15 protein-coding genes are annotated in these 20,601 nt (G+C 42.4%); 5 read left to right on the forward strand and 10 right to left on the reverse strand.

Annotated elements, in window-relative coordinates; genetic code table 11:
* Positions 1-112: 112 nt before the first annotated feature.
* Positions 113-1,036: a manganese-dependent inorganic pyrophosphatase gene (locus tag EAG18_RS01425; RefSeq protein ID WP_125250634.1), complete on the forward strand. Its 924-nt coding sequence runs from the start codon at positions 113-115 to the stop codon at positions 1,034-1,036.
* Between the two features lie 63 nt (positions 1,037-1,099).
* Here the strand turns inward: EAG18_RS01425 and EAG18_RS01430 are convergent, their stop codons facing one another.
* The 4 genes from EAG18_RS01430 to EAG18_RS01445 all read right to left on the reverse strand — a co-directional run bounded on the left by EAG18_RS01430 (position 1,100) and on the right by EAG18_RS01445 (position 4,543).
* On the reverse strand, positions 1,100-1,873 hold the full coding sequence (locus tag EAG18_RS01430) for a CsgG/HfaB family protein (protein WP_125250635.1): 774 nt from the start codon (positions 1,871-1,873) through the stop codon (positions 1,100-1,102).
* Positions 1,874-2,323: a curli assembly protein CsgF gene (locus tag EAG18_RS01435; RefSeq protein WP_275557205.1), complete on the reverse strand. Its 450-nt coding sequence runs from the start codon at positions 2,321-2,323 to the stop codon at positions 1,874-1,876.
* Between the two features lies 1 nt (position 2,324).
* A complete protein-coding gene (locus tag EAG18_RS01440) occupies positions 2,325-2,714 on the reverse strand; it encodes a CsgE family curli-type amyloid fiber assembly protein (RefSeq protein WP_125250636.1) in 390 nt (129 codons plus the stop codon).
* A gap of 305 nt (positions 2,715-3,019) precedes the next feature.
* Positions 3,020-4,543, reverse strand: coding sequence for a curlin (locus EAG18_RS01445; RefSeq protein WP_125250637.1), 1,524 nt, complete (start codon positions 4,541-4,543; stop codon positions 3,020-3,022).
* A gap of 623 nt (positions 4,544-5,166) precedes the next feature.
* Here EAG18_RS01445 and EAG18_RS01450 point away from each other — a divergent pair.
* From EAG18_RS01450 to EAG18_RS01460, 3 genes are all read left to right on the forward strand, one after another.
* On the forward strand, positions 5,167-7,665 hold the full coding sequence (locus tag EAG18_RS01450; RefSeq protein ID WP_125250638.1) for a S8 family serine peptidase: 2,499 nt from the start codon (positions 5,167-5,169) through the stop codon (positions 7,663-7,665).
* A gap of 357 nt (positions 7,666-8,022) precedes the next feature.
* Positions 8,023-8,901: a UTP--glucose-1-phosphate uridylyltransferase GalU gene (gene galU / locus EAG18_RS01455; RefSeq protein WP_125250639.1), complete on the forward strand. Its 879-nt coding sequence runs from the start codon at positions 8,023-8,025 to the stop codon at positions 8,899-8,901.
* Positions 8,902-9,223: 322 nt separating this feature from the next.
* Positions 9,224-9,901, forward strand: a complete 678-nt coding sequence (locus EAG18_RS01460) for a hypothetical protein (RefSeq protein ID WP_185745535.1) — start codon at positions 9,224-9,226, stop codon at positions 9,899-9,901.
* An 8-nt stretch (positions 9,902-9,909) separates the two neighbouring features.
* On the opposite strand, the gene EAG18_RS01465 is transcribed toward EAG18_RS01460, so the two are convergent.
* Complete coding sequence (locus EAG18_RS01465) at positions 9,910-10,200, reverse strand: ribbon-helix-helix domain-containing protein (RefSeq protein ID WP_125250640.1); 291 nt, start codon at positions 10,198-10,200, stop codon at positions 9,910-9,912.
* A gap of 20 nt (positions 10,201-10,220) precedes the next feature.
* Between EAG18_RS01465 and EAG18_RS01470 the strand changes: the two genes are divergently transcribed.
* Positions 10,221-10,616, forward strand: coding sequence for a VOC family protein (locus EAG18_RS01470; RefSeq protein WP_125250641.1), 396 nt, complete (start codon positions 10,221-10,223; stop codon positions 10,614-10,616).
* Positions 10,617-10,957: 341 nt separating this feature from the next.
* On the opposite strand, the gene EAG18_RS01475 is transcribed toward EAG18_RS01470, so the two are convergent.
* The 5 genes from EAG18_RS01475 to EAG18_RS01495 form a co-directional block, all read right to left on the reverse strand.
* On the reverse strand, positions 10,958-12,547 hold the full coding sequence (locus tag EAG18_RS01475) for a hypothetical protein (RefSeq protein WP_125250642.1): 1,590 nt from the start codon (positions 12,545-12,547) through the stop codon (positions 10,958-10,960).
* A 218-nt stretch (positions 12,548-12,765) separates the two neighbouring features.
* Positions 12,766-14,370, reverse strand: a complete 1,605-nt coding sequence (locus tag EAG18_RS01480) for a hypothetical protein (protein WP_125250643.1) — start codon at positions 14,368-14,370, stop codon at positions 12,766-12,768.
* Between the two features lie 297 nt (positions 14,371-14,667).
* Positions 14,668-16,278 carry a hypothetical protein gene (locus EAG18_RS01485; RefSeq protein WP_125250644.1) on the reverse strand — a complete coding sequence of 537 codons (1,611 nt, stop codon included), beginning with the start codon at positions 16,276-16,278 and terminating at the stop codon, positions 14,668-14,670.
* A gap of 637 nt (positions 16,279-16,915) precedes the next feature.
* Positions 16,916-19,036, reverse strand: coding sequence for a YjbH domain-containing protein (locus EAG18_RS01490; RefSeq protein ID WP_125250645.1), 2,121 nt, complete (start codon positions 19,034-19,036; stop codon positions 16,916-16,918).
* A 943-nt stretch (positions 19,037-19,979) separates the two neighbouring features.
* Positions 19,980-20,601 (reverse strand): polysaccharide biosynthesis protein (locus EAG18_RS01495; protein ID WP_148098518.1); only part of this gene is annotated, 622 nt, incomplete at its 5' end.

The raw sequence follows: 20,601 nt of genomic DNA on the forward strand, positions 1-20,601 counted from the left end.
AGCAGGCTTGCTATCTTGAACTCAAACTAACTGGGGTAAATTGCACATTTGGACTATTTAATTAACAAGTTATTTTGCTAGAATGTGGGCAAAATTTTTAGGAGTTCCGTCAATGGCAATGTATGTTGTGGGTCATAAGATCCCAGATTCAGATTCAATCTGTGGTGCAATCGCACTTGCATATTTAAAAAATCAAATTGGTGAAGAGGCAATCCCATCACGTTTAGGTGATGTATCACCTGAAACTCAGTTTATCCTTGACCGTTTTGGTTTTGAAGCGCCTGAGCTGAAAATGAGCTACGCAGGTGAAAAGGTTTACATCGTAGATCACACTGAAAAGACGCAAGCACCTGATGACATCGATAAAGCGACGATTGTCGGCGTTGTTGACCACCATAAGCTTGGCGATCTGACCACATCTGCCCCACTAGAATGTTGGATCCGTCCAGTCGGTTGTAGTAACACGATTATCAAAATGATGTATGACTTTTACGATGTTGAAATCCCAGCAAATATTGCTGGCATCATGATGTGTGCAATTTTAAGCGATACAGTGATCTTTAAGTCACCGACTTGTACTACAGCAGATATTAAATGTGTTGAAGCGCTAGCTGAAATTGCTGGTGTTGATGACGCAAAAGCACTGGGCATGGAAATGTTCAAAGTAAAATCTGCAGTTGATGGCACTCCAGTGCGTGATTTAGTAATGCGTGATTTTAAAGACTTCAATATGAATGGAAACCTTGTTGGGATCGGCCAACTTGAAGTCGTTGATCTTGCTGTGTTCGACAATATCAAAGATGAGCTACACGCTGATATTGCCAAGTTAAAAGCTGAAGGTAATCGCCACAGTGTGATGTTACTGCTGACTGACATCATGAAAGAAGGCTCACAAATACTAATTGCATCTGATGATGAAGCAATTATTGCTAAAGCCTATAATGTTGAACCAGAAGCAAGCAAAGTATGGTTAGACGGTGTACTAAGCCGTAAAAAACAAGTAGTCCCGCCACTACAAGATGCCTTTGCACAGTAATGCCATTGCCGAGGTGCTTACCTCGGCATTTTACTCCTGACTCTATACGACCAAGCCCGCACACTAAACAGCATTAGCCGCTGACCAGACCCCCTTTTCTATCCCTTGCTTCACTATTAACGTTAACGCTTTTTCAATCGCTTGAGTCACACAAATATGCATCGGCTCATTATCACTAAACCCTGCTTCCGCTTCCGCCAGCCGCTTATAACTTACGTAACGAAAAAAACCGGCTCGAACTTCCATTGAGAGTACTTTTTTGCTGCTTGCAACAGACAATAATACTTGCCCAGTACGCACATCAACAGCGCGCATATAAATTGAAATGACATCTTCTCGATAAAGCTCTGAAGCACCAATACCAAAGTACTCCATACCTAATCCACCCGTGCGAATATTAGAGTCATAACTGATGATCCCGCCTTCTAAAATAATTTTTGCGGTTGTAAGTGGCGGTAATGGCGCAGCATCGTTGTCATCATTGGCTGCACGAATAATTTTACGCYCGGTCAATAGGTTTTGTAGCCCCTCTCGTTCAACCGGAATAAACCAGTCGGTCTCGTGTAGCGCTTGCATCAAAATTGAGTTTGCGCCTTGTGTGACTGCGGTAGAAAAAGAGCTAACATTGTCTTGTGGCTTATATTGACCGGTTTGATCGCGAAAGGAATAAACAGAAACAGGTATTCGACCTCTGGGCCTAGGTAGCGCTTTTAGCTCTGCAAACGTTTGTGTTTCTGTTAATGCGATAGCAGCACTCTGCGAAGGAGGTAAAACACGAGACAGATTAGAGCAACCTGTTACAAAGAGCGTGATGGCAATTACTACTAGTCGGTACATTTAAAACCCTCCGTCGGGAGAGACTGAAAACCTAGGAACCTCTAGGATCGTTTCTTCACCTGACGAAGTGTTAGTAATCCTCACTGTAATGGTATCTGGCGTACTTGTGATCACTTGGATCTGATAATCTCCACTCATAAATGTGGCATCTTGATCAAAAATACTATCTTTTACATCATCACCAAAAGCCACATCAGTGATCTCTCTGACCAAACGATTGAGATATGTTCGCTCTAGCGATTCTTGAAACTTTTCATCATAAGTCTTTTCAATGATCGGAGCTCGGTGTTTATTTTGTGATTGCGCTTTACTTAGTAACATATTGGCGTTTAGCGGATTACCACCAAAAGCTGGATTAATTGGTTTGTAGACCAACTCAGTTGCCATACTATTTTCGCTGTGAACACAGCTCAACACACCGAGTAACAATGTTATTTTTATTATTTTCATTTTACCACCCACTAGCTGCCAAATCTTCAGACCCACTTTGCTGATACTGCGCCTTAGCCATCGCATCCATTACCGTAAAAATCGCGGTTTCAACACGTTCGTCAACAGAGCCACCTCGCCTTCCCATTGCAGTTGCGTACACAGGTTTATTATTCATTAACACTTCCAATCGAGTACCAGCTCTTGGTAAAACGGTTTCTTTAACCGTAATGTTAATTCCAGTTGAATTTGGCACATCTCGCCAAAGTTGTGAGAATTGGGAATAAAATTGATGGCCAAACCGGCTAATACTTTGATCCATCACTAAACCATCGATCTCAACATCTTGTTGTGCCACTGCTATATTGGCTAAAAAAAGTTGCGCACTTAGTAGTATTATTATTTTTGTCATGACTTATCTGCTCGTTATTTTGGCAATGTTGGTGAGAGTATTCCTACTAGACTACAGTTTACAGCCAAGTATTAATTGAGGATAAATAGGCTAAACAGTACCAACTTGCTTCATTCAGTGATGTATTATGAGGCGAAAGAATCTTGTCGATAACACCGTTAAAATTTTGCCATTTAGTGGTTCTAAATAAGACTTTTTTAACGCTATTAGCGCCAGGTTTACTCCTTCGAATTGAGCAAGCATCAAGACAAATTGATACCAGTACAAAGCGGGGGCCTGCTCACTAAGCCCCCGTTTATTCGAAGTTACTGCTGCGTTATTGTAGCAACGTTATTGTCGCCTACTTGTGTAACCGTGATGTTTTGACCACTGCCTGTAATGCCACCTTGTACCAAGTTACCATCACCCACTTGGCTAATTGTTAGGGCATTATCATCACCATTGATAACAAAAGCGTCAGATCCCATCCCCATAACAAAGTTATTAGTGCCAGTTTGTGTGATGTCTAACATATTGCGACTGCCTTCTAACATCAGATCAATGGCATTGAACTCTCCAGACTGAGCAATATCAACCTGGTTAGCGCTACTTTCAAAAACACTGCTCATTGTCACAGCGACACCATTGCTGTCACCGTCTTGAGTAATATCAAGCGCATTGTTATTACTTGCCAAGTTCACGTTTGGATAAGATGACTGTACAAGTGCTTCATTGTTGCTGCCGGTTTGAACCACCTCAATATCATTATCATTACCGTTGAAATTGGCGATATGCGCAACGTTACCATCACCGATTTGCACTGCTGAAAACTCATTGTTGTTCCCTGCAACACCTAGGTACATATCATTGTTATCGCCGACCTGAAGTGCGCTAAACTCGTTATTGTCACCAACAACATCTGCCAAAATGTTATTGTTTTCGCGTCGTTGTTCTGTGGTTATCTCATTGTCACTACCAACAAGTAAATCAGATGCAAACTGGTTACCCGAGCCCTCTTGCTCTATCGCTAGCTCATTACTATCACCTGAAATTTCAAATACGCTAACGCTATTATTATTACCTTCTGATTGCTCTATTTCTATTTGATTATCATCACCTGTGATTGTCTCAATTGAAACCACATTGAAATCACCACTTTGACTAGATTCAATCTCGTTTTCGTTACCTTGTAAACTCACCACTTTGTATTGATTGTACAAGCCGTCTTGCGTCAAGGTTATTTGGTTCATATCACCTTGCAGTGACTCTAATGTAGCCTCATTCCAAGTGCCGGTTTGTGTTGCAGAGACCTCATTTTGGCTGCCTTTCATGTCTAGGTTATAGAACCATTGACCACCGGAACCTTGAGACACCGAGATGGTATTCTGATCACCGGTTACTACGTTAATCGCTTCGTTATTAATACCAAGCAGACCAGCACCTGATTGCTGTACATCAATGTTGTTATCATCACCTGTTACTTCTGAAAGCGCGCCGTTAGACTCTCCGTCTTGGCTGTACACTTGTTCATTGTTATTACCGGTTGTAGTGATAATAGCAACATTGCCTGTACCATTTTGCTCTGCTGTCGTCGTATTATCATCACCAACTGTTGTTACATCGGTTAGGTTGGAAACACCAGATTGAACGGAGATTAGTTCGTTATCACCGTGGCTTCTTGAAGTTTGAGAAAGCTTTAACTGGTTACTAGTACCATTGATTTGCTCAACTTGTGAAAGTGCAGAAGTAGAAAGCGCTTTGTTGTCTGATTTTGTATCAGCCTGTGCAGCAAACGAATGAGTTAATGCAAGTGCTATGGCGCAGCTCACAATTGATTTTGAAAACTTCACACTGTTCTCCTTAGAGATTTATTATATTGTTTTAAAATTAAGTGTTCAGTGTTGCGTCTGAGCAGTTGCCTTTACTCAGTTAAATACCACCTTCACCTAATCAACGTCCTGTTATGGCTCAATAATTTGAGCCGCTCCTACCTAAGCCAGTTACCAGAGTGTTACATTTGAGTGAAAAACATAATCTATATCAAAGCATCCACCTTGATATGCTGAAATAATATATTCCATTACGTTTTGCCATCTCTAACTCTAAGTTGGGAACATCCGAAGATAAATAGGAAAGTTTTATGAAATATATAACCTCATAATTACATCAACTTACCTATGAAAAATCACACCCTATTACAAATCAAAAATTTAACTACAAAAAAAGTATGACTAAAGTTCCATCGCGTTTAGCTTATCTCTACTCACAAAAAAGAACTAAATAATATATTCTTAAATTTGCAAACCAATAAAAATGCCTGATTTTTTTATTTAACCCTTTTTTTACATTGCATAGCCGAATTTCTGCGTCTACGTTTTAAAGCGTTGCCAAAAAGACCACAGCCACTACCAGAAAACTACCAACTAAAACAGCGTGATAATAAAAAGCGCTTGAAATTAAAAAGGTTATTAAAATGAGATCAAAACTTTCTGCATTGTCTTTGGCTTTGCTACCTGCATTTGCGTTTACGGCTCAAGCAGCCGTTCAAATTGACACAACAACCGCAACTGCTGACGACAGTATTTTAGTAGTATTTAAAGAAAATACGTCCGCGGCACTGCGCGCTAACGCAAGAAATCTTGTTAAAGCAAAAATATCGGATTTAAACGCAGACGGTATAGATGATAAATATCGCCATGTTTTAAAAGGACGACTAGCAAACTTTAAGCTTGATAGCATCAAAGCAAAACAAGCTATTGAAAAGCTAGCTAACCACCCTGCGGTAGAATATGTAGAGCCAGACTATCAGGTCAAAGCACTTGGGATCCCTGATGACAGCCGCTTCGATGAACTTTGGGGTATGCACAATACCGGCCAAACAGGTGGAACAGCAGATGCTGATATCGATGCACCTGAGGCATGGGACATTAGTATTGGTTCACGTGATGTGATTGTCGGTGTTATTGATACAGGTGTAGACTACACACACCCAGACCTTGCAGCAAATGCCTGGGTAAACCCTGGCGAAATTGCTGGAGATGGTATCGATAATGATGGTAATGGCTATATCGATGACGTCTACGGGATCAACGCAATCACAGGTAGCGGTGACCCTATGGATGACCAAGGTCACGGTACTCACGTTTCTGGTACAATTGGTGCCACTGGTAATGATGCAACAGGTGTTGTTGGTGTCAACCATGAAGTATCCATTGTAGGCTGTAAATTCCTCGATGCGTCAGGCTCAGGTTCTACTTCTGATGCTATCGAGTGTATTGACTATATGGTTGCATTAAAAAATGCAGGCCACAATGTCCGCGTAACAAATAACAGCTGGGGTGGTGGCGGATTTAGCCAAGCACTGTCTGATTCGATTACAGCAAGCGAAAATGCGGATATTCTGTTTGTTGCAGCAGCGGGTAACAGCGCGGTTGATAATGATGTAAACCCACATTATCCATCAAGCTATGATCACGATACTGTTTTCTCTATCGCCAGCACAACACATACTGATGCTATGTCTTCGTTCTCACAATGGGGATTAACATCGGTAGATATGGGTGCGCCAGGTAGCGCAATTCTGTCTACCGTACCTGGTGGCGGCTATGCGAGTTATTCAGGCACATCTATGGCCACACCTCATGTTGCCGGTGCCGCCGCATTAGTACTTTCTGTGAATCCAACATTGAGTGCTGTTGAGCTTAAAAGTCTACTAATGCAAAGTGGTGACGTAAACGCAGATCTTACCGATAAAACGGTCTCTGGTACGCGTTTAAATGTAAATCAAGCTGTTATTGATGCCGATCCTGAGCCAGGCTTTAGAGTCTCAGCACGTCCAGCAAATCTAGAAATTGTTGCTGGTGATACTGCAACTTATGAGTTCACGTTCACATCAGTTGCTGATTGGCAAGGTTCCATCAATCTTGCAGTGGCTTCACCTCTTGAGGGTGCAACACTATCTGCTGATACAGCAATGCCTGGTGATACAGTAACGTTATCAGTACCAACCACCAGCATGACGCAGTGGGGCGAATATAATTTGACTCTAAACGCGACGTCTGGAGAGTTAGCTGATAGCGAACAGGTTGGACTTTATGTACTTCCGCAGGGCTTAAGTGACTTTAGCTATGACAATACCACCACAGTTGATATTCCTGACAACGATGCAACGGGTATTACCTCTGTGATCACTGTTGCTGATACTGTTACAGTATTTGACAGCAATACGCTTGTAGATATTACTCATACTTTCATCGGAGACCTAATTGTGACGTTAACGTCACCAGCAGGAACTGTTGCGACGCTGCACAACCGTCAAGGCGGTAGCACAGACAACATTAATCAAACCTTCAATTCAGCGGCATTTAATGGTGAAGTTGCAACAGGTGACTGGATATTATCTGTTTCTGATAATGCCGGTATTGACACCGGCTCACTAAACAGCTGGACTTTAAACTTAACGGGTCTTGGTGAAGTAGCACCACAACCACCTGTGGCAGGATTTAGCTATAGTGCATCAGGTTTAGCCGTAACCTTTACAGATGAAAGCCGTGATCCCAATGATGATATTGTCAGCTGGGCATGGGATTTTGGAGATGGCAGCACGAGCACTGACGCAAGCCCTATTCATGAGTTTGCAGCATCCGGTGAATATAACGTTGCACTTACTGTTACCGATAGCGAAGGCAATAGTCACACAACGGCGCAATCTGTTGTGGTAAGCAGTGACGAAGTCGCACTGTCTCTTGTGCGGGCAAATAAATCTCGCTTGGGCTTTATCCGTGTTGAACTATCATGGGAAGGAAGTAGTGCAAGTGAGGTATCAATTTATCGAGATGGTCGACTACTTGAAACCGTTTCTAACACTGGTAAGTACAGAGACTTTGCTCGAAATCTAGAGGCAACTAGCTACACATATAAAGTGTGTCAATCTGCTGATCTTTGCTCAAATGAGATCACAGTAAACTTCTAATCATCCTCTTCCAGTGGATAATTCAAAGCCCCGCTAGGGGCTTTTTCTATTAAAAATGTCTCATCTAGAACAACTAAATAGCAAAATTTTTGCCTTGCCTATATGGATGTAGGTACCTTAGCGATAGCAAGGCGCGGTAGTGGAGTTATCGACAAGATTTTCTCGCCTCAAAATAGACCACTTAATTAAGCAAATTGGCATTAAGCGCTCAATACTTCCCCCTCGATACAAAAATATAAAAAATAAACGAGTATTCACACCTTCTGTTTAACTATCAAGTTATTCTAATTTGCAACTTTTTGACAGAAAGATACAATGCCCAATGAAATTTGGAAATCAGTCAAAATATGGACTTTTATGAAAGCAGTAATTCCTGTTGCGGGTCTTGGAACCCGAATGCTCCCAATGACCAAAGCAATTCCGAAAGAAATGCTACCTTTAGTCGATAAGCCGCTTATTCAGTACATCGTTAAAGAATGCGTAGCTGCTGGGATAAAAGAAATAGTACTTGTAACCCACTCTTCTAAAAATGCAATTGAAAACCACTTTGACACTAGCTTTGAGTTAGAAGCTACGCTCGAAAAGCGTGTGAAACGTAAGTTACTCGATGAGGTCCGCTCAATTTGCCCTGAAGATGTCACCATTATGCACGTTCGCCAGGGTGAAGCAAAAGGTCTAGGTCACGCCGTTTTGTGCGCACAACCCATTGTTGGCGATAATGACTTTGTAGTTGTGTTACCGGATGTCATTTTAGATGAATATACCGCAGATCAAGGCCAAGAAAATCTAGCAGCAATGCTACAACGCTTTTCACAAACACAGGCCAGCCAAATCATGTTAGAGCCTGTTCCCCAAGAAGACGTATGCAAATATGGTATCGCCGATATTGGTGGTGTAACGCTTTGTCCAGGTAAGAGCAGCCCTATTAAGCACATGGTAGAAAAGCCTGATATGGAAACAGCACCTTCTAATCTCGCAGTGGTTGGCCGCTATGTGCTTTCTAAAAATATTTGGCCGCTCCTTAAAAAGACACCACAGGGGGCAGGCGGTGAAATACAACTCACTGACACCATTGATATGCTGATGGAGCAAGAAACCGTTGAAGCTTTCCATATGAGTGGTAGATCGCACGACTGTGGCGATAAACTTGGTTATTTAAAAGCGATTGTTGAATATGCTATCCGAGATGAACAGCTAGGTGACGCGTTTTCACAATTTTTAAAGCAATTACAATAGCAGAGTCACAGACTGGGATAGCGTCTATCACACCTCACACATAGTAACCACTTATAACAGTGGCTACTATGGATAACGGCCGGCTCTTTAGCAGCTGTTACCCTTACTATAGCGTTAAATTTGCTTGTATAATTTTACAATATATGAAGTAACAATCTCTCGTTGTAGTGGTATTTCGCTTTTGGGCTACTGCCTTTTAGTTGATTAACTCTCTTCTTACTTCGAGTTTAGATTATGACCTGCGCGGTATATCATACCCTTCCGAAAAAAAACAAAACCCGCTACACTAACCGCTCTTAATACTCAAGGTGTTGATCATTGTATGAAAACTCATTTAGGCAGACGAGCATTCTCAACAATGGAACTTCATACTCTATTTAACGGGTACATCTATACCGACGAAAAATTAAAACGGGAACAGCCCAAACATTGGCACTTTTGGCTACCATTACTGAGTTACTACACTGGTGCCTACAGCGACGAAATTGGCTCGCTCACCCTTGATGATATTTTTCAACAAGACCATGTACACCTATTGCACTTTAACACCCATGGTAAAATTCAGCCTCGCGTGGTACCTATTCATCCAGCGCTCTGGCAAAGTGGACTTGAGCAATATTTAACGCAGATCAAAAAACTCGGTCAGCAACGTATTTTATTTGATCTACCGGCCAAAAGTGGAAGGTACAGTGAAAAAGTCAGGATTTGGTTTTCAGGAGAAGGAGAGCGACAAGGCTACCTGCAAAAATGCGGCTTACCCAATGTCGATCAACAAGGAATGAAAACGGCTATTAGTAGCCTTCGTTTGAACTTTGAGCAACAAATAAGAATATCTGCTATCCAACAAGGTCATAAGAGTAGCTTGCATTACCTGCTTGGGTTAAAGGATGATGGCGATATAGTAACCCGCCCGCCATTAGCGATATTAAAGCAGATCACCTCTCAGCTTAGAGTTATCAATCCGAACATAACTTGGCAAAGATTTTTAGACCGCCACTAATGTAGTACTCAGTTACTACCCTTTTCTACCCCTGCTAATTTATGATGTGCGAGGTAAGTTAAGCAAGTTACCCGTAACATAGAAGCAAGATTGTTAATCTCACCATGACGTTCTATCGCCTCTTGATACAGTGTAGAAATAAACTCAGCGAGTGATAGTTGCTCCTGTTTTGCGATAGTTTCTAGCACAAACCAAATTTCGTTTTCTAACGCAAGGCTTGTTACCGCGCCTTGAATACGAATAGAGCGCCGATCAACTTCATAGCGATGCGGCGCCGTTGAAGCGTATAGCTCACACATAAATATTCCAAAGGTTATAAATGGCAAAAATGATACATAGCATGATCAGAGTAAAAGATGCTGATCAATCAATTCGATTTTATCACGACGTATTTGCATTGACTGTAAAACGACGTATAGATTTTAGCAACTTTTCCCTTATTTATCTGGGTAATGAGCAAACCTCGTTTGAGCTGGAGTTGACTTGGAACCATGACATGCAGTCAAAATACATCCATGGTAATGGCTACGGGCACCTTGCGTTTGTTGTAGATGAACTAGAGTCTACCTTTGAGCAAGCTCAGGCGCTTGGTTACCAGCCAAAGGCCATAAAAGACTTTTACAATCGAGATGTGCTAGTTGCCAAGTTCTTTTTTATCACTGACCCTGATGGGTATGAGGTTGAGGTTATTGAGAAAAGCGATGTATATCGCTGATCTGAGCTTTAGGATAAAAGCGAGATAACCTGAAGCTGCGTTAGGGATCGAGTGAGTTTATCGTGTATTACACACGCCTGACATTATACTTTTCAGCAAAGAATTAGGTATAACGTAGCTTTTTATGCTTACTCTTGCAAGATTTCAGCTTTTTTTAGGCTCGACTAACTCACACTCCAGCGCAACTCCTTGGGTAGGCGCAATTTCTTGATATAGGGTAGCCTCTGATTATACAAAACTTTTTGCAGTCCGCATTAATGCCACTCTGAAGGTATGGTTAAAGGTTACCCAGAAAAAAGCCGCGTCTCCGCGGCTTAGATGATTGGACTAATCATTCTTTTCTATGCACCAGTCACTACTGAGCAAGTCACCGGCACATTAATTGTTTCAGCTGTACCGTCCGCTGTAATTGTTGCAGTTACAGTGCCTGTCGCATTAGCTATTCTTGGTTTAACTGACACGGTATAGGTTTGCCCTTGAACCATGTCACTTAGTGTGTAAGTGCCGCCACCCGCATTTCCAGCTGTTCTCCTTGAGCTACTACCCTGAGCATACCTCACAACGGCAGCAGGTACTGGTGTAGATACGGTGCTATCGTTTGTACAAGTCGCTGTTATCGAGACGTTTTCACTCACTAATGTAACAGGGTTAGTCAACGGTGTATCAAACGTGCCACAAACAGGGATTTCACCATTTGATTGAAACCAAGTATTGTTTGAAAAATCGAATACCCTTATGCTCGCCGTCGCTGTTGCTGATACTCTAACTCGCGACGATTGAGGTCCAGTCAACAATGTGGTGTTACCATCTTGTGTAACCGCAAATAACTCCCCCAAATCTGCAGACTGCAGAGTCACAAGTAACCCTGTGTTTGGCACTGATGCACCGGATGTATTGATTATCACGCCAGCGTCACAGCGAGGTTCATTTCTTGTAACAGCGAAGAAAGTTAAGTGATCTGTTTGAAAGGTGCCATTGTAGGTATTAGTGGCCTCATTTAGCGCGCCAACTGTGACCATTTGTTCTTCAGCAGACCATACGCCAGTGTCCTCATTGTGCGATCTGAGGTTTAGCATATCACCAGTTTTAACCTCTACACCATTGACTTTTTTTCCAGCAGGTATAGACATTGAAACGGTAATTGGGCTTGAGAATTTTTTAACTTTTTTACCATTTTCAGCTGTCATTACAACATTTGATACTCCAATAGCTTGAAGTACGTTGCCAGAGTCGTTACCGCCATTTAAGCCTGCAGGCAAGACTAAGGCTGCTGCTGAGCTATTTGAGTCTGCACCACTCACGTTAAGTGAAACAGCGCCAGAAATAGCTGCACCGTCAGCATCTTGTAATACAACACCTGAAGGGATTTTTGCACTAGCTCCAGCTTTACCCGTTGTTTCAGCAACAATTTCACTGGTGGTTGTACCATCAGTACCTACTGATGCTTCTACAGTTGTGTCAGACACATCATCACCTGTTTTGGCAACGATAGGGAGCAAAGTATTGACAGCGGTGCTGTCCCCTGATGTCTCAAGTGCTACAGTAAAGTCTTTACTAAAGTAACCTTCAGCACTCACCCGAATGGTCACCTCACTCAATTCAGCGCCATCTTTTTTGGTGAACACAAAAGCACCTTCGTCATCACTCAGTGATGTTATCGCATTACCATCTACATCTACAATATTGCTTGATACCGCTCCACCTTCTAGGAAGCGGATTGTGCTTGGCACAATATCATTTGAGGCTCTATCCACCACGTTCGCACTGATCACTAGAGTAAGCGGATCTGAGCTTTCTGGTGGAACCACTACAGGATCCGTTGGTTCAGGCGGTGGCACAACAACATTATCGTCGTCATCACTAAAACAACCAGAAAGCACCAGTGCAGAAGCCACTGATAAAGCTAGTATAGACTTTTTGTTTGAAATCATGATTAATCCTTGTTCCGATTTTGCAAGCGCACGAGTGCGCAGTAGCGCATTTTTTAATTATCAAATAAGAACTATAGAAGAGGTTTTAGATTTCTCCAGCTTTGGAGTAAAATTTTTATGGCTCTGATCACTCATTACTTCCAAACTGGTGTCGTATGCAGGGCGTTTTTAGTAGAGCTGATTTTAGTGTCAGCTCTACCGCTTTGTTTTATAAAATATTAGGCTCCTGTTACCTCAGAGCAAGATATTGTGATATTCAATGACTCTGCTGCACCTCCAGCAGTTATAGTCGTGGTTTGAGCAGCGACGGGGCCATTGGTATCATTGACGCGAGGGTTAATGCTCACATTGTATGTGGACCCCTCAACCATGTCAGAGAACTGATAAGAACCGGCACCTAGATTTACCGCTGTTTTAGCGGAAAACCCCGGTAAGGAGTAACGTACAACTGAAGCAGTGAGTGGCACAGACACATTGGCATCATTACTACACGTTGCTGTTAGACTAAAGGTTTCATCAACATAGCTTACAGGCTCAACAAGCTCAGCTTGCACCGTCCCACACACTGGAACTTCACTTATTGAGTCAAACCAGACATTGTTAGAAAAGTCGAATACCCTGACTCGAGCCGTTGCCTCAGCAGAAACGCCATAACGAGTCGCAAGCTCACCACTTAATATTCTCAAAGAACTTGCCCCCCCTGGCGCGTAACCACTAGCGCTTGCATCAGATGAGGTTTCTGTTACCAAAAGGCCAGCTGAAGGCACGGCAGCTCCAGTAAAATTAACCACCATATCATTGGTACAAGCTGGCGTTGAACGCGTTATGGCAAAAAACGTTAGATGGTCAGTTTGAAAAGACCCAGTATAGGTATTGGTCTCCGCATTAAAGCTCCCAACCGTGGCTTGAGTAGACTCAGCAGTCCATACACCGGTATCTTCATTGTGAGACTTAAGGCTCAATGTATCACCTGTTTTGATTGGCACACCGTTCAACGTTGTTGTTGCTGGGATAGAAGTAGTTACTGTGATTGGATTTGAAAACTGCTTAACTTTACTACCTGACGCGCTACTCACCAACACATTTGCCACCCCAACTGCTTGCTCGATATTAGCAGCGCCGCCTGCATTCAGTCCTTCAGGTAAAATAGCAGTGACAGCACTGGTTGAAGCGTCTGCGCCACTGACATTGACCGAAACTTGGCCAGTAACAGGGTTGCCTGACGCATCTCGCAAAATAACCCCAGCGGGTATGTTAGCCCCAGCGGCTGCTTTACCTGAAGTTTGCGCTACAATCTCTTCAGCAGACGAGCCATCGCCTCCTATCGTTGCAGGAACTACAGTATCTGATACACCCTCAGCATTTTTGGAGGTGAGCGCCAACTGTACGGGTAATACCGTTTGGCCTTCTTGTGCCGTTAAGTTAACCACAAAACTTTTACCGATATAACCGTCAGCAGTTACACTTACAGTTACTTCTGTTAGTGTTGCATCGTCTTTTTTAGTAAATGCAAAGCTTCCACCAGTCCCCTCAATCATGGAGATGGCATTACCATCAACGTCAACAATATTTTGAGATGCGACACCGTTTTCCAAGAATCGAACATCAGCGTCGACCACTCTTTGCGTTGCTGCGTCTACGATATTTGCGCTCACAACCAAAGCAAGTGCATCGGGCAGCTCAGGTGCAACCACAACGGGATCTGTTGGTTCTGTTGGTGGTACCACCACAACCTTGTTGTCATCATCATCACTAAAACAACCTGACAGTGTTAAAGCTGACGCTACAGATAAAGCGAGTAAAGATTTTTTGTTCGAAATCATGATGGATCCTTGTTCCCTTTTAGCAAGCGCCCATTGGCGTGGTGGCGCATTTTGATGTGTTGAGATTTAAATATAGAAAAGCTTCAAGGATTGTCTAGGCTGGAGGTAAAATATTTTATTAACAGGGAATAGCATTTAGCAGTAAACCGACCTTCGGTTCTTTAATTGACCTTTAACTACTTTTTGGGTTTTCCTAGAAAGTTTTGTAGCTCCTCCAATCAAGTGTGTAGATAACTGCGCACAAAAAAGCCACTTCAAATTTGAAGTGGCTTTTATAAGCAAACTAAAGTTTAGCTATTATGCACCAGTTACGGTTTCACAAGCCATCTGTAGTTGTTGGTCAGCAGCATCAGAGCCTGCTGTGAATGAGAACGATGTACTTTGTCCTGACGCTACATCTAGTGACAGAGTATCGATGTTCACAGTGTAATCTTGGCCAACAACCAAGTTGTTTAGCGTATACGTGCCTGACGCATTTGCAGCTTGGTATGTTGCTTTACCTGCACGACGGTAAGTGACTACCGAGTTTTGTACTGGAACAGTAACGGTCGCATCATTAGAACAAACCCCAGTCAATGCGAATGAAGTTGTTGCGTACTCAACTTGAGGCGCTGCAAGTGTTGCATTTACAGGCGTACCACACACAGCGACTTCTTCTTCAGTATCAAACCAAACAGTACCTTCAGCATCACGTAATACGATACGTGCTGTTGCATCTGCACTCACGTTATTCTTACCCGCATTTTGTGCAGTGTAAATTACTTTAGTAGTCGCACCTGCCGCAATAGAGCTTGTTGCGTTAATATCTGAAGACTGAACATCTACGAATAAACCGCCAGCTGGTACTTCACCACTGATATTTACTGATACTTCAGCATTACAAACATCAACTTCGTCAGTTGCGGTAAAGAACGTAAGGTGGTCAGTCATGAAAGAAGCTTTGTAAGCAGTACCAGCAGCGTTTAGATCACCAACTGTTACTTGGTTATTTTCTTCTTTGGTCCATACACCTGTATCTTCGTTGTGAGAAGATAGGCCTAATACATCACCTGTTTGTACTGCACGACCTTCTGATGCCAACACTGTATCTTTAGGAATCGAAATCGTGATAGAAATTGGGTTACTGAATTTTTTAATCTTTACGCCATTGTCATCTGTCATGGTTACGTTAGCAACACCAACAGGTGCCGCTAAAGTAGCAGCACTACCTGCGTTTAGACCTTCAGGAAGTACAGCACCAGCATCAGACGATGTAGGATCTGCTGAGCCAACATTTAAAGAAATTGAAGAGCCAGTAATTGGATTACCATTTGCATCTTGTAATACGATACCAGCAGGGATCGTTACGTCCGCACCTGCTTTACCTTTTGCAGCTTCAGCGGTAATTGCTGTGTCAACGCTGCCACCAGCTACTGATGCTTCAACAACCTTTTCAACAACCGTGTCTAAGTTTTTAGAAACAAGTGCTAATTGAACCGCTAGCTCTGCTACTTCTGCTTCTGTTGTTAAGTCAATATTAAAACTTTTTGAGAAGTAACCATCAGCGCTAACCACTGCAGTAATTTGAGAAAGCTCCGCACCTTCTTTAACAGAGAATACAAAGTTACCAGCTTCGCCCGTTTCTACAGACGCAATGACTTCACCTTTGGTGTTTACGATATTGTCTGATGCTTCACCGTTTTCAAGAAAAGCGATGGTTGAAGGAACAACATTAGTTGACTTGCTGTCAACTACACTGCCGTTAACTACCACAGAAAGTGCTGCAGGTGCTTCTGGAGCAACAACTACTGGATCAGTAGGCTCTGTTGGCGGAACAGTAACGTTGTTATCGTCATCACTAAAACAGCCAGAAAGCGTTAGTGCAGACGCCACAGAGAGCGCTAGTAGAGATTTTTTATTTGCAATCATGATTAGTCCTTGTTTTCCTTTTGTTAACTTTCGCTTTGATAGCGCGTTAACTCATAAAAAAAGCCATATTGTTGACAATATGAGCTTAAGTTTTTAAATCATTTTAATTAAGACAGACAGGGACTAAATCGCTCCCTGACTAAAGCCAACTTAGCTACTTTACCTATTTGAGATAAAACAACTAGATAGTCGAAGTTAGCAGCCTTAATTTATCACAGAAAAGCGGTAGTTCCAACCGCCTGTGATAGGTTGAAAGTAGGATACCTATGGCATATTAAATAAACAATGAACGAAATCAAATATGTGCAAAAACGCGCTTACCTAATGCTTATTAATTAACAAAGTAGCGATGGTAAAGTGCAAATATACAGCAATGAAGACAACAGATACACCAAGCCCATCTTTTTAGCTGGTATTTATCATTCTTGGCTTATTAACTCGCCATAAAAGGTAAATTGTTACCAATGCCGATAGCTAACTGAATTGTAAAGACGAGAGCCAAATCAACAATATCGCGAGGTAAACTCGCCCCACAATACGACCACTTTGGTAAGAACAGCCTCCCCGACAAGAAAGACAACATCAAATTTATCAGCGTAACAATTAAAAGCGCGGGTTTGCCCCGCGCCTTTATGTATTACCTGTAAGTTAAATACGCTTCTCTCAGCCTTGCCAAGTTACTATAAATATAACTGCTTGATAAGCGCCCTTGATTAAGGAATGTTTTGTCTAAATTTACAGGGGTTTTAACTGTATGAGCACGACCAACAACTAAGGCATTAGTCGATTCACCAATACGCGTACTTACCTCATGACGCCACGCTTCATTGCCTTTAATTTGGCCATATCGGATAGGTGCCATATCTTTGCGTGGAGTAAGTGGAATACTAAATGCGATACCAGCTACTTGGACATCAGTATCTTGTGCAAATACAGAAATATAGCTGTCACCAAACCAAAAGCGCGTTTCAAGTTTTACGCCGCTATCTTCATAAAAGAAACGTCCAGCTGTGGCATGAAAGCTCACATCCTGCTCGACCCAGTTATAACGATATGACAAGGTTTGATAATCCCTGTCTAAATCAAAATCGTCATATTCTAAATACCCAATTTCTGCATTAATTTGGTGACGACCATTTTCACTTAGCCAAGCGGTCTCATTCTTGATGCCTGTGTAATCATTAAACTCTTTAAAGAAACCAATATGGGTTTGGTTATAAATACCGTAAGGTAAATCTAACGTTTGATAGATTGTTGCTTGCGTAACACCACTGTCTTTTGCAAAGCGGCCAAATGGTTTACCGGTCTCATAGTCATCTGTTTTGGCTACTTCCGTTTCAGCGCTAACGCTTATACCACCGCCATACCACATCGGCACATCTACATCGGCTTTAATTGCGAGTGAAAAGTCGTAAACACCTATCTCAGTCGCAAAATGTGAATCTAGTGAAGGCCCGACCGTTACGCGAGGCCTAAAGTAAGGGCTATTTGCCTTAGGCATACCCACCCAGGATACACTGCCGATTGGATCCATTTCTCCGCGGCGAATATCCATATCTGGCGTGCTGCTGGTATTAATAAACTCACGGTAATTGTCTATATCACCACGCACTGACAGCATAGGTATACCGCGGTTTAGCAACTGAATAGTATACTTGGTATTTGGCTCATCAATGTGCTCTGCAATTCGACCAAGTACCAAACCTATGGCGTCTATATCATTGCGATTAAACACATAGTTCTCAAAACTTACCACAATATGAGGGTCGCGATTAAAGCCAACGCTAATAGCCTCAAGGCCATCATCAATTAGGGCATTTTTAAGCTCACGAGTTTGTAATGTGAGGGACTTTCTAAACTCATCTCGCTCAGTTACTTCTTGTTTGGCTTCTTCTAGCGGCTTTTGAGCTAATTCTCGCTGCTGTTGATAGTGCGCTTCAAATGCAGCCTCACGCTTTTTATGATTATCTAAAATCGGCGCTGGTGCAGCTTCCGTAGGATCGTTTAGCTTAGCTTGCTCAAAAAGCGGCATCGAAAAGTTAACTCCCCAGAAGGTATCCTTTTCTGCATGATCAGTATTACTGTAAAACTTACTAGTCAACGTAAGCGTACCTACATCGTAAATCCACTCTTTAGGCACAGTTAACCGTAAGCCTGCATTCACAGCATCCGCATCATGTTCAAGCTGTAATGCAAACCACTCTAATGGTTGCCATTCAATCCCTGCAAAAGCACCATCCATTTGCCCTGTAGCGCGGTCGCTTACTGCAAAGCCCGCAGAAAACCTAAAATCGTTCCATTCACGAGAGCCAGCTAGGTAGTAAGTTTCGTAGTTATTGGCAGCGCCACCTAAGTCTTTACCGCCGATAGCAAGGTTAAACCACTCTTTAGGAATATAAGGGATTTGGTACTTTAAGTTAAAAGAAAGATCTCGCGTTTGCCCTTCAGCCCTAACCTCTGATTTAAATAGGTTATCGTGCATTGAGCTTGCTGCTATTTGACCACTTACCTCTAGCCCATCAAATAATCCAGCTGAGAATATATAGTTATGGCCATCTTCATATCTCAACCCCTTTAAGTCGAGGTTATTATTATAACCAATATCAATACTGCCTTTTTTAAGTACTTCAGCGGTAGGTGTGTTTAATAACCCAGTATAACCTGCAAATGCAGTGTAATTATTTATTTGGGTGTCAGCTAAGACAGGCATACAAGCAAGCACAAAGCTACTTGCAATTATCGTGTTTGTTTTTGACATGTGCGCAGACCGATTTATAGTTTTGTATTCTTGACATTAAATGAAGTAAAGCAAGCTCACTAGGACTCCTTGCCCTAACTCTTAAGTTTATTCAGCTATCGTACAGTGAACGGTAAAAAAACCCAAGTCCACTGTCAGAGGTTCTGCCCACTATCGCACGCACAACCTGATATAATTTAGCTCTAAAAGTGCAACTAATCGGGCGGTTATCTACTATTGCTTATTTTCAACAGCTCCCTCTTGTCATCACAGCTTCACCTATGAGCATTTTAACTGGGGAGCACTCCGTAGGAGCGAGTTTACCTCGCGAGAACTTAAGCTTAAAAGCCCACAGAATAACAATGCAGCTTCACTCCCCCTTATTTCCTTCTAGTTGAGCCCTCTTTGTAGGAGCGGGTTTACCCCGCGAGAACTTTGACTTAAAAGCATCAGTAATAACGGAACAGCTCCACTCCACCTTATTACCCTCTCATTAAGCACCCTTTGTAGGCGGGTTTACCCCGCGAGAACTTTTACTTAAAAGCCCACAGAAGAACAAAGCAGCTCCACTCTCCCTTATTTCCCTCTCGTTAAGTACCCTTTGTAGGAGCGGGTTTACCCCGCGAGAACTTTTACTTAAAAGCCCACAGAATAACAAAGCAGCTTCACTCTCCCTTATTACCCTCTCGTTAAGTACCCTTTGTAGGAGCGGGTTTACCCCGCGAGAACTTTTACTTAAAAGCCCACAGAATAACAAAGCAGCTCCAATCCCCCTTATTTCCTTCTAGTTGAGCCCTCTCTGTAAAAGCTGGTTTACCCTGCGAAAGGTTTAGTTCCAAATAGCCAGAATAAAAAACCGTTTCTTTCCCTTTATTTGCCATCATTAAGCACCTCATGTGGGAAGAAGCTCACTCCACGACAGTTATTAAGCCCTGTCACTTAAAGGCAGTTCTCAGCTAAACCACTACGGGTTTCTGAGATTAACAACTTTTCGCTCTGCTTCGTCTTGAGTAGCAAGCATTTGACGCTTTTCATTCCAAACTAAGTCACAAATACCATCTGTAGGATTAAAGCCCGTAGGCGCTTCTAGCATCAACTTACGGATAAGCTCATGATCAAAGTTATGACAAGCATCATCCATCGCTTTCATTAACAACTCTAACTCTGTAAGTGACAATTTGACCTCATTAGCAGTCATAATTCTGGGGTGTGAAGTATTAGCAACATTGTCACCAATCAAAAGCTCTTCATACAACTTTTCACCAGGTCGTAAACCGGTACATTGAATTTCAATATCACCGTGGGGGTTTGACTCTGACTTTACTTCTAATCCTGATAGGTGAACCATTTTTGTCGCTAAGTCTTTAATTTTAACCGACTCCCCCATATCTAATACAAACACATCACCACCTTTACCCATGGCTCCTGCTTGAATAACTAACTGAGCGGCCTCTGGGATTGTCATAAAAAAACGTGTAATGTCTTGGTGAGTTAGGGTAATCGGGCCGCCTTCTTTGATTTGTTTGCGGAACAAAGGTACTACAGAGCCACTAGAGCCAAGCACATTACCAAAACGTACCATGCAG

The sequence above is a fragment of the Pseudoalteromonas sp. J010 genome (assembly GCF_003934235.1).
GTDB lineage: Bacteria > Pseudomonadota > Gammaproteobacteria > Enterobacterales > Alteromonadaceae > Pseudoalteromonas > Pseudoalteromonas peptidolytica.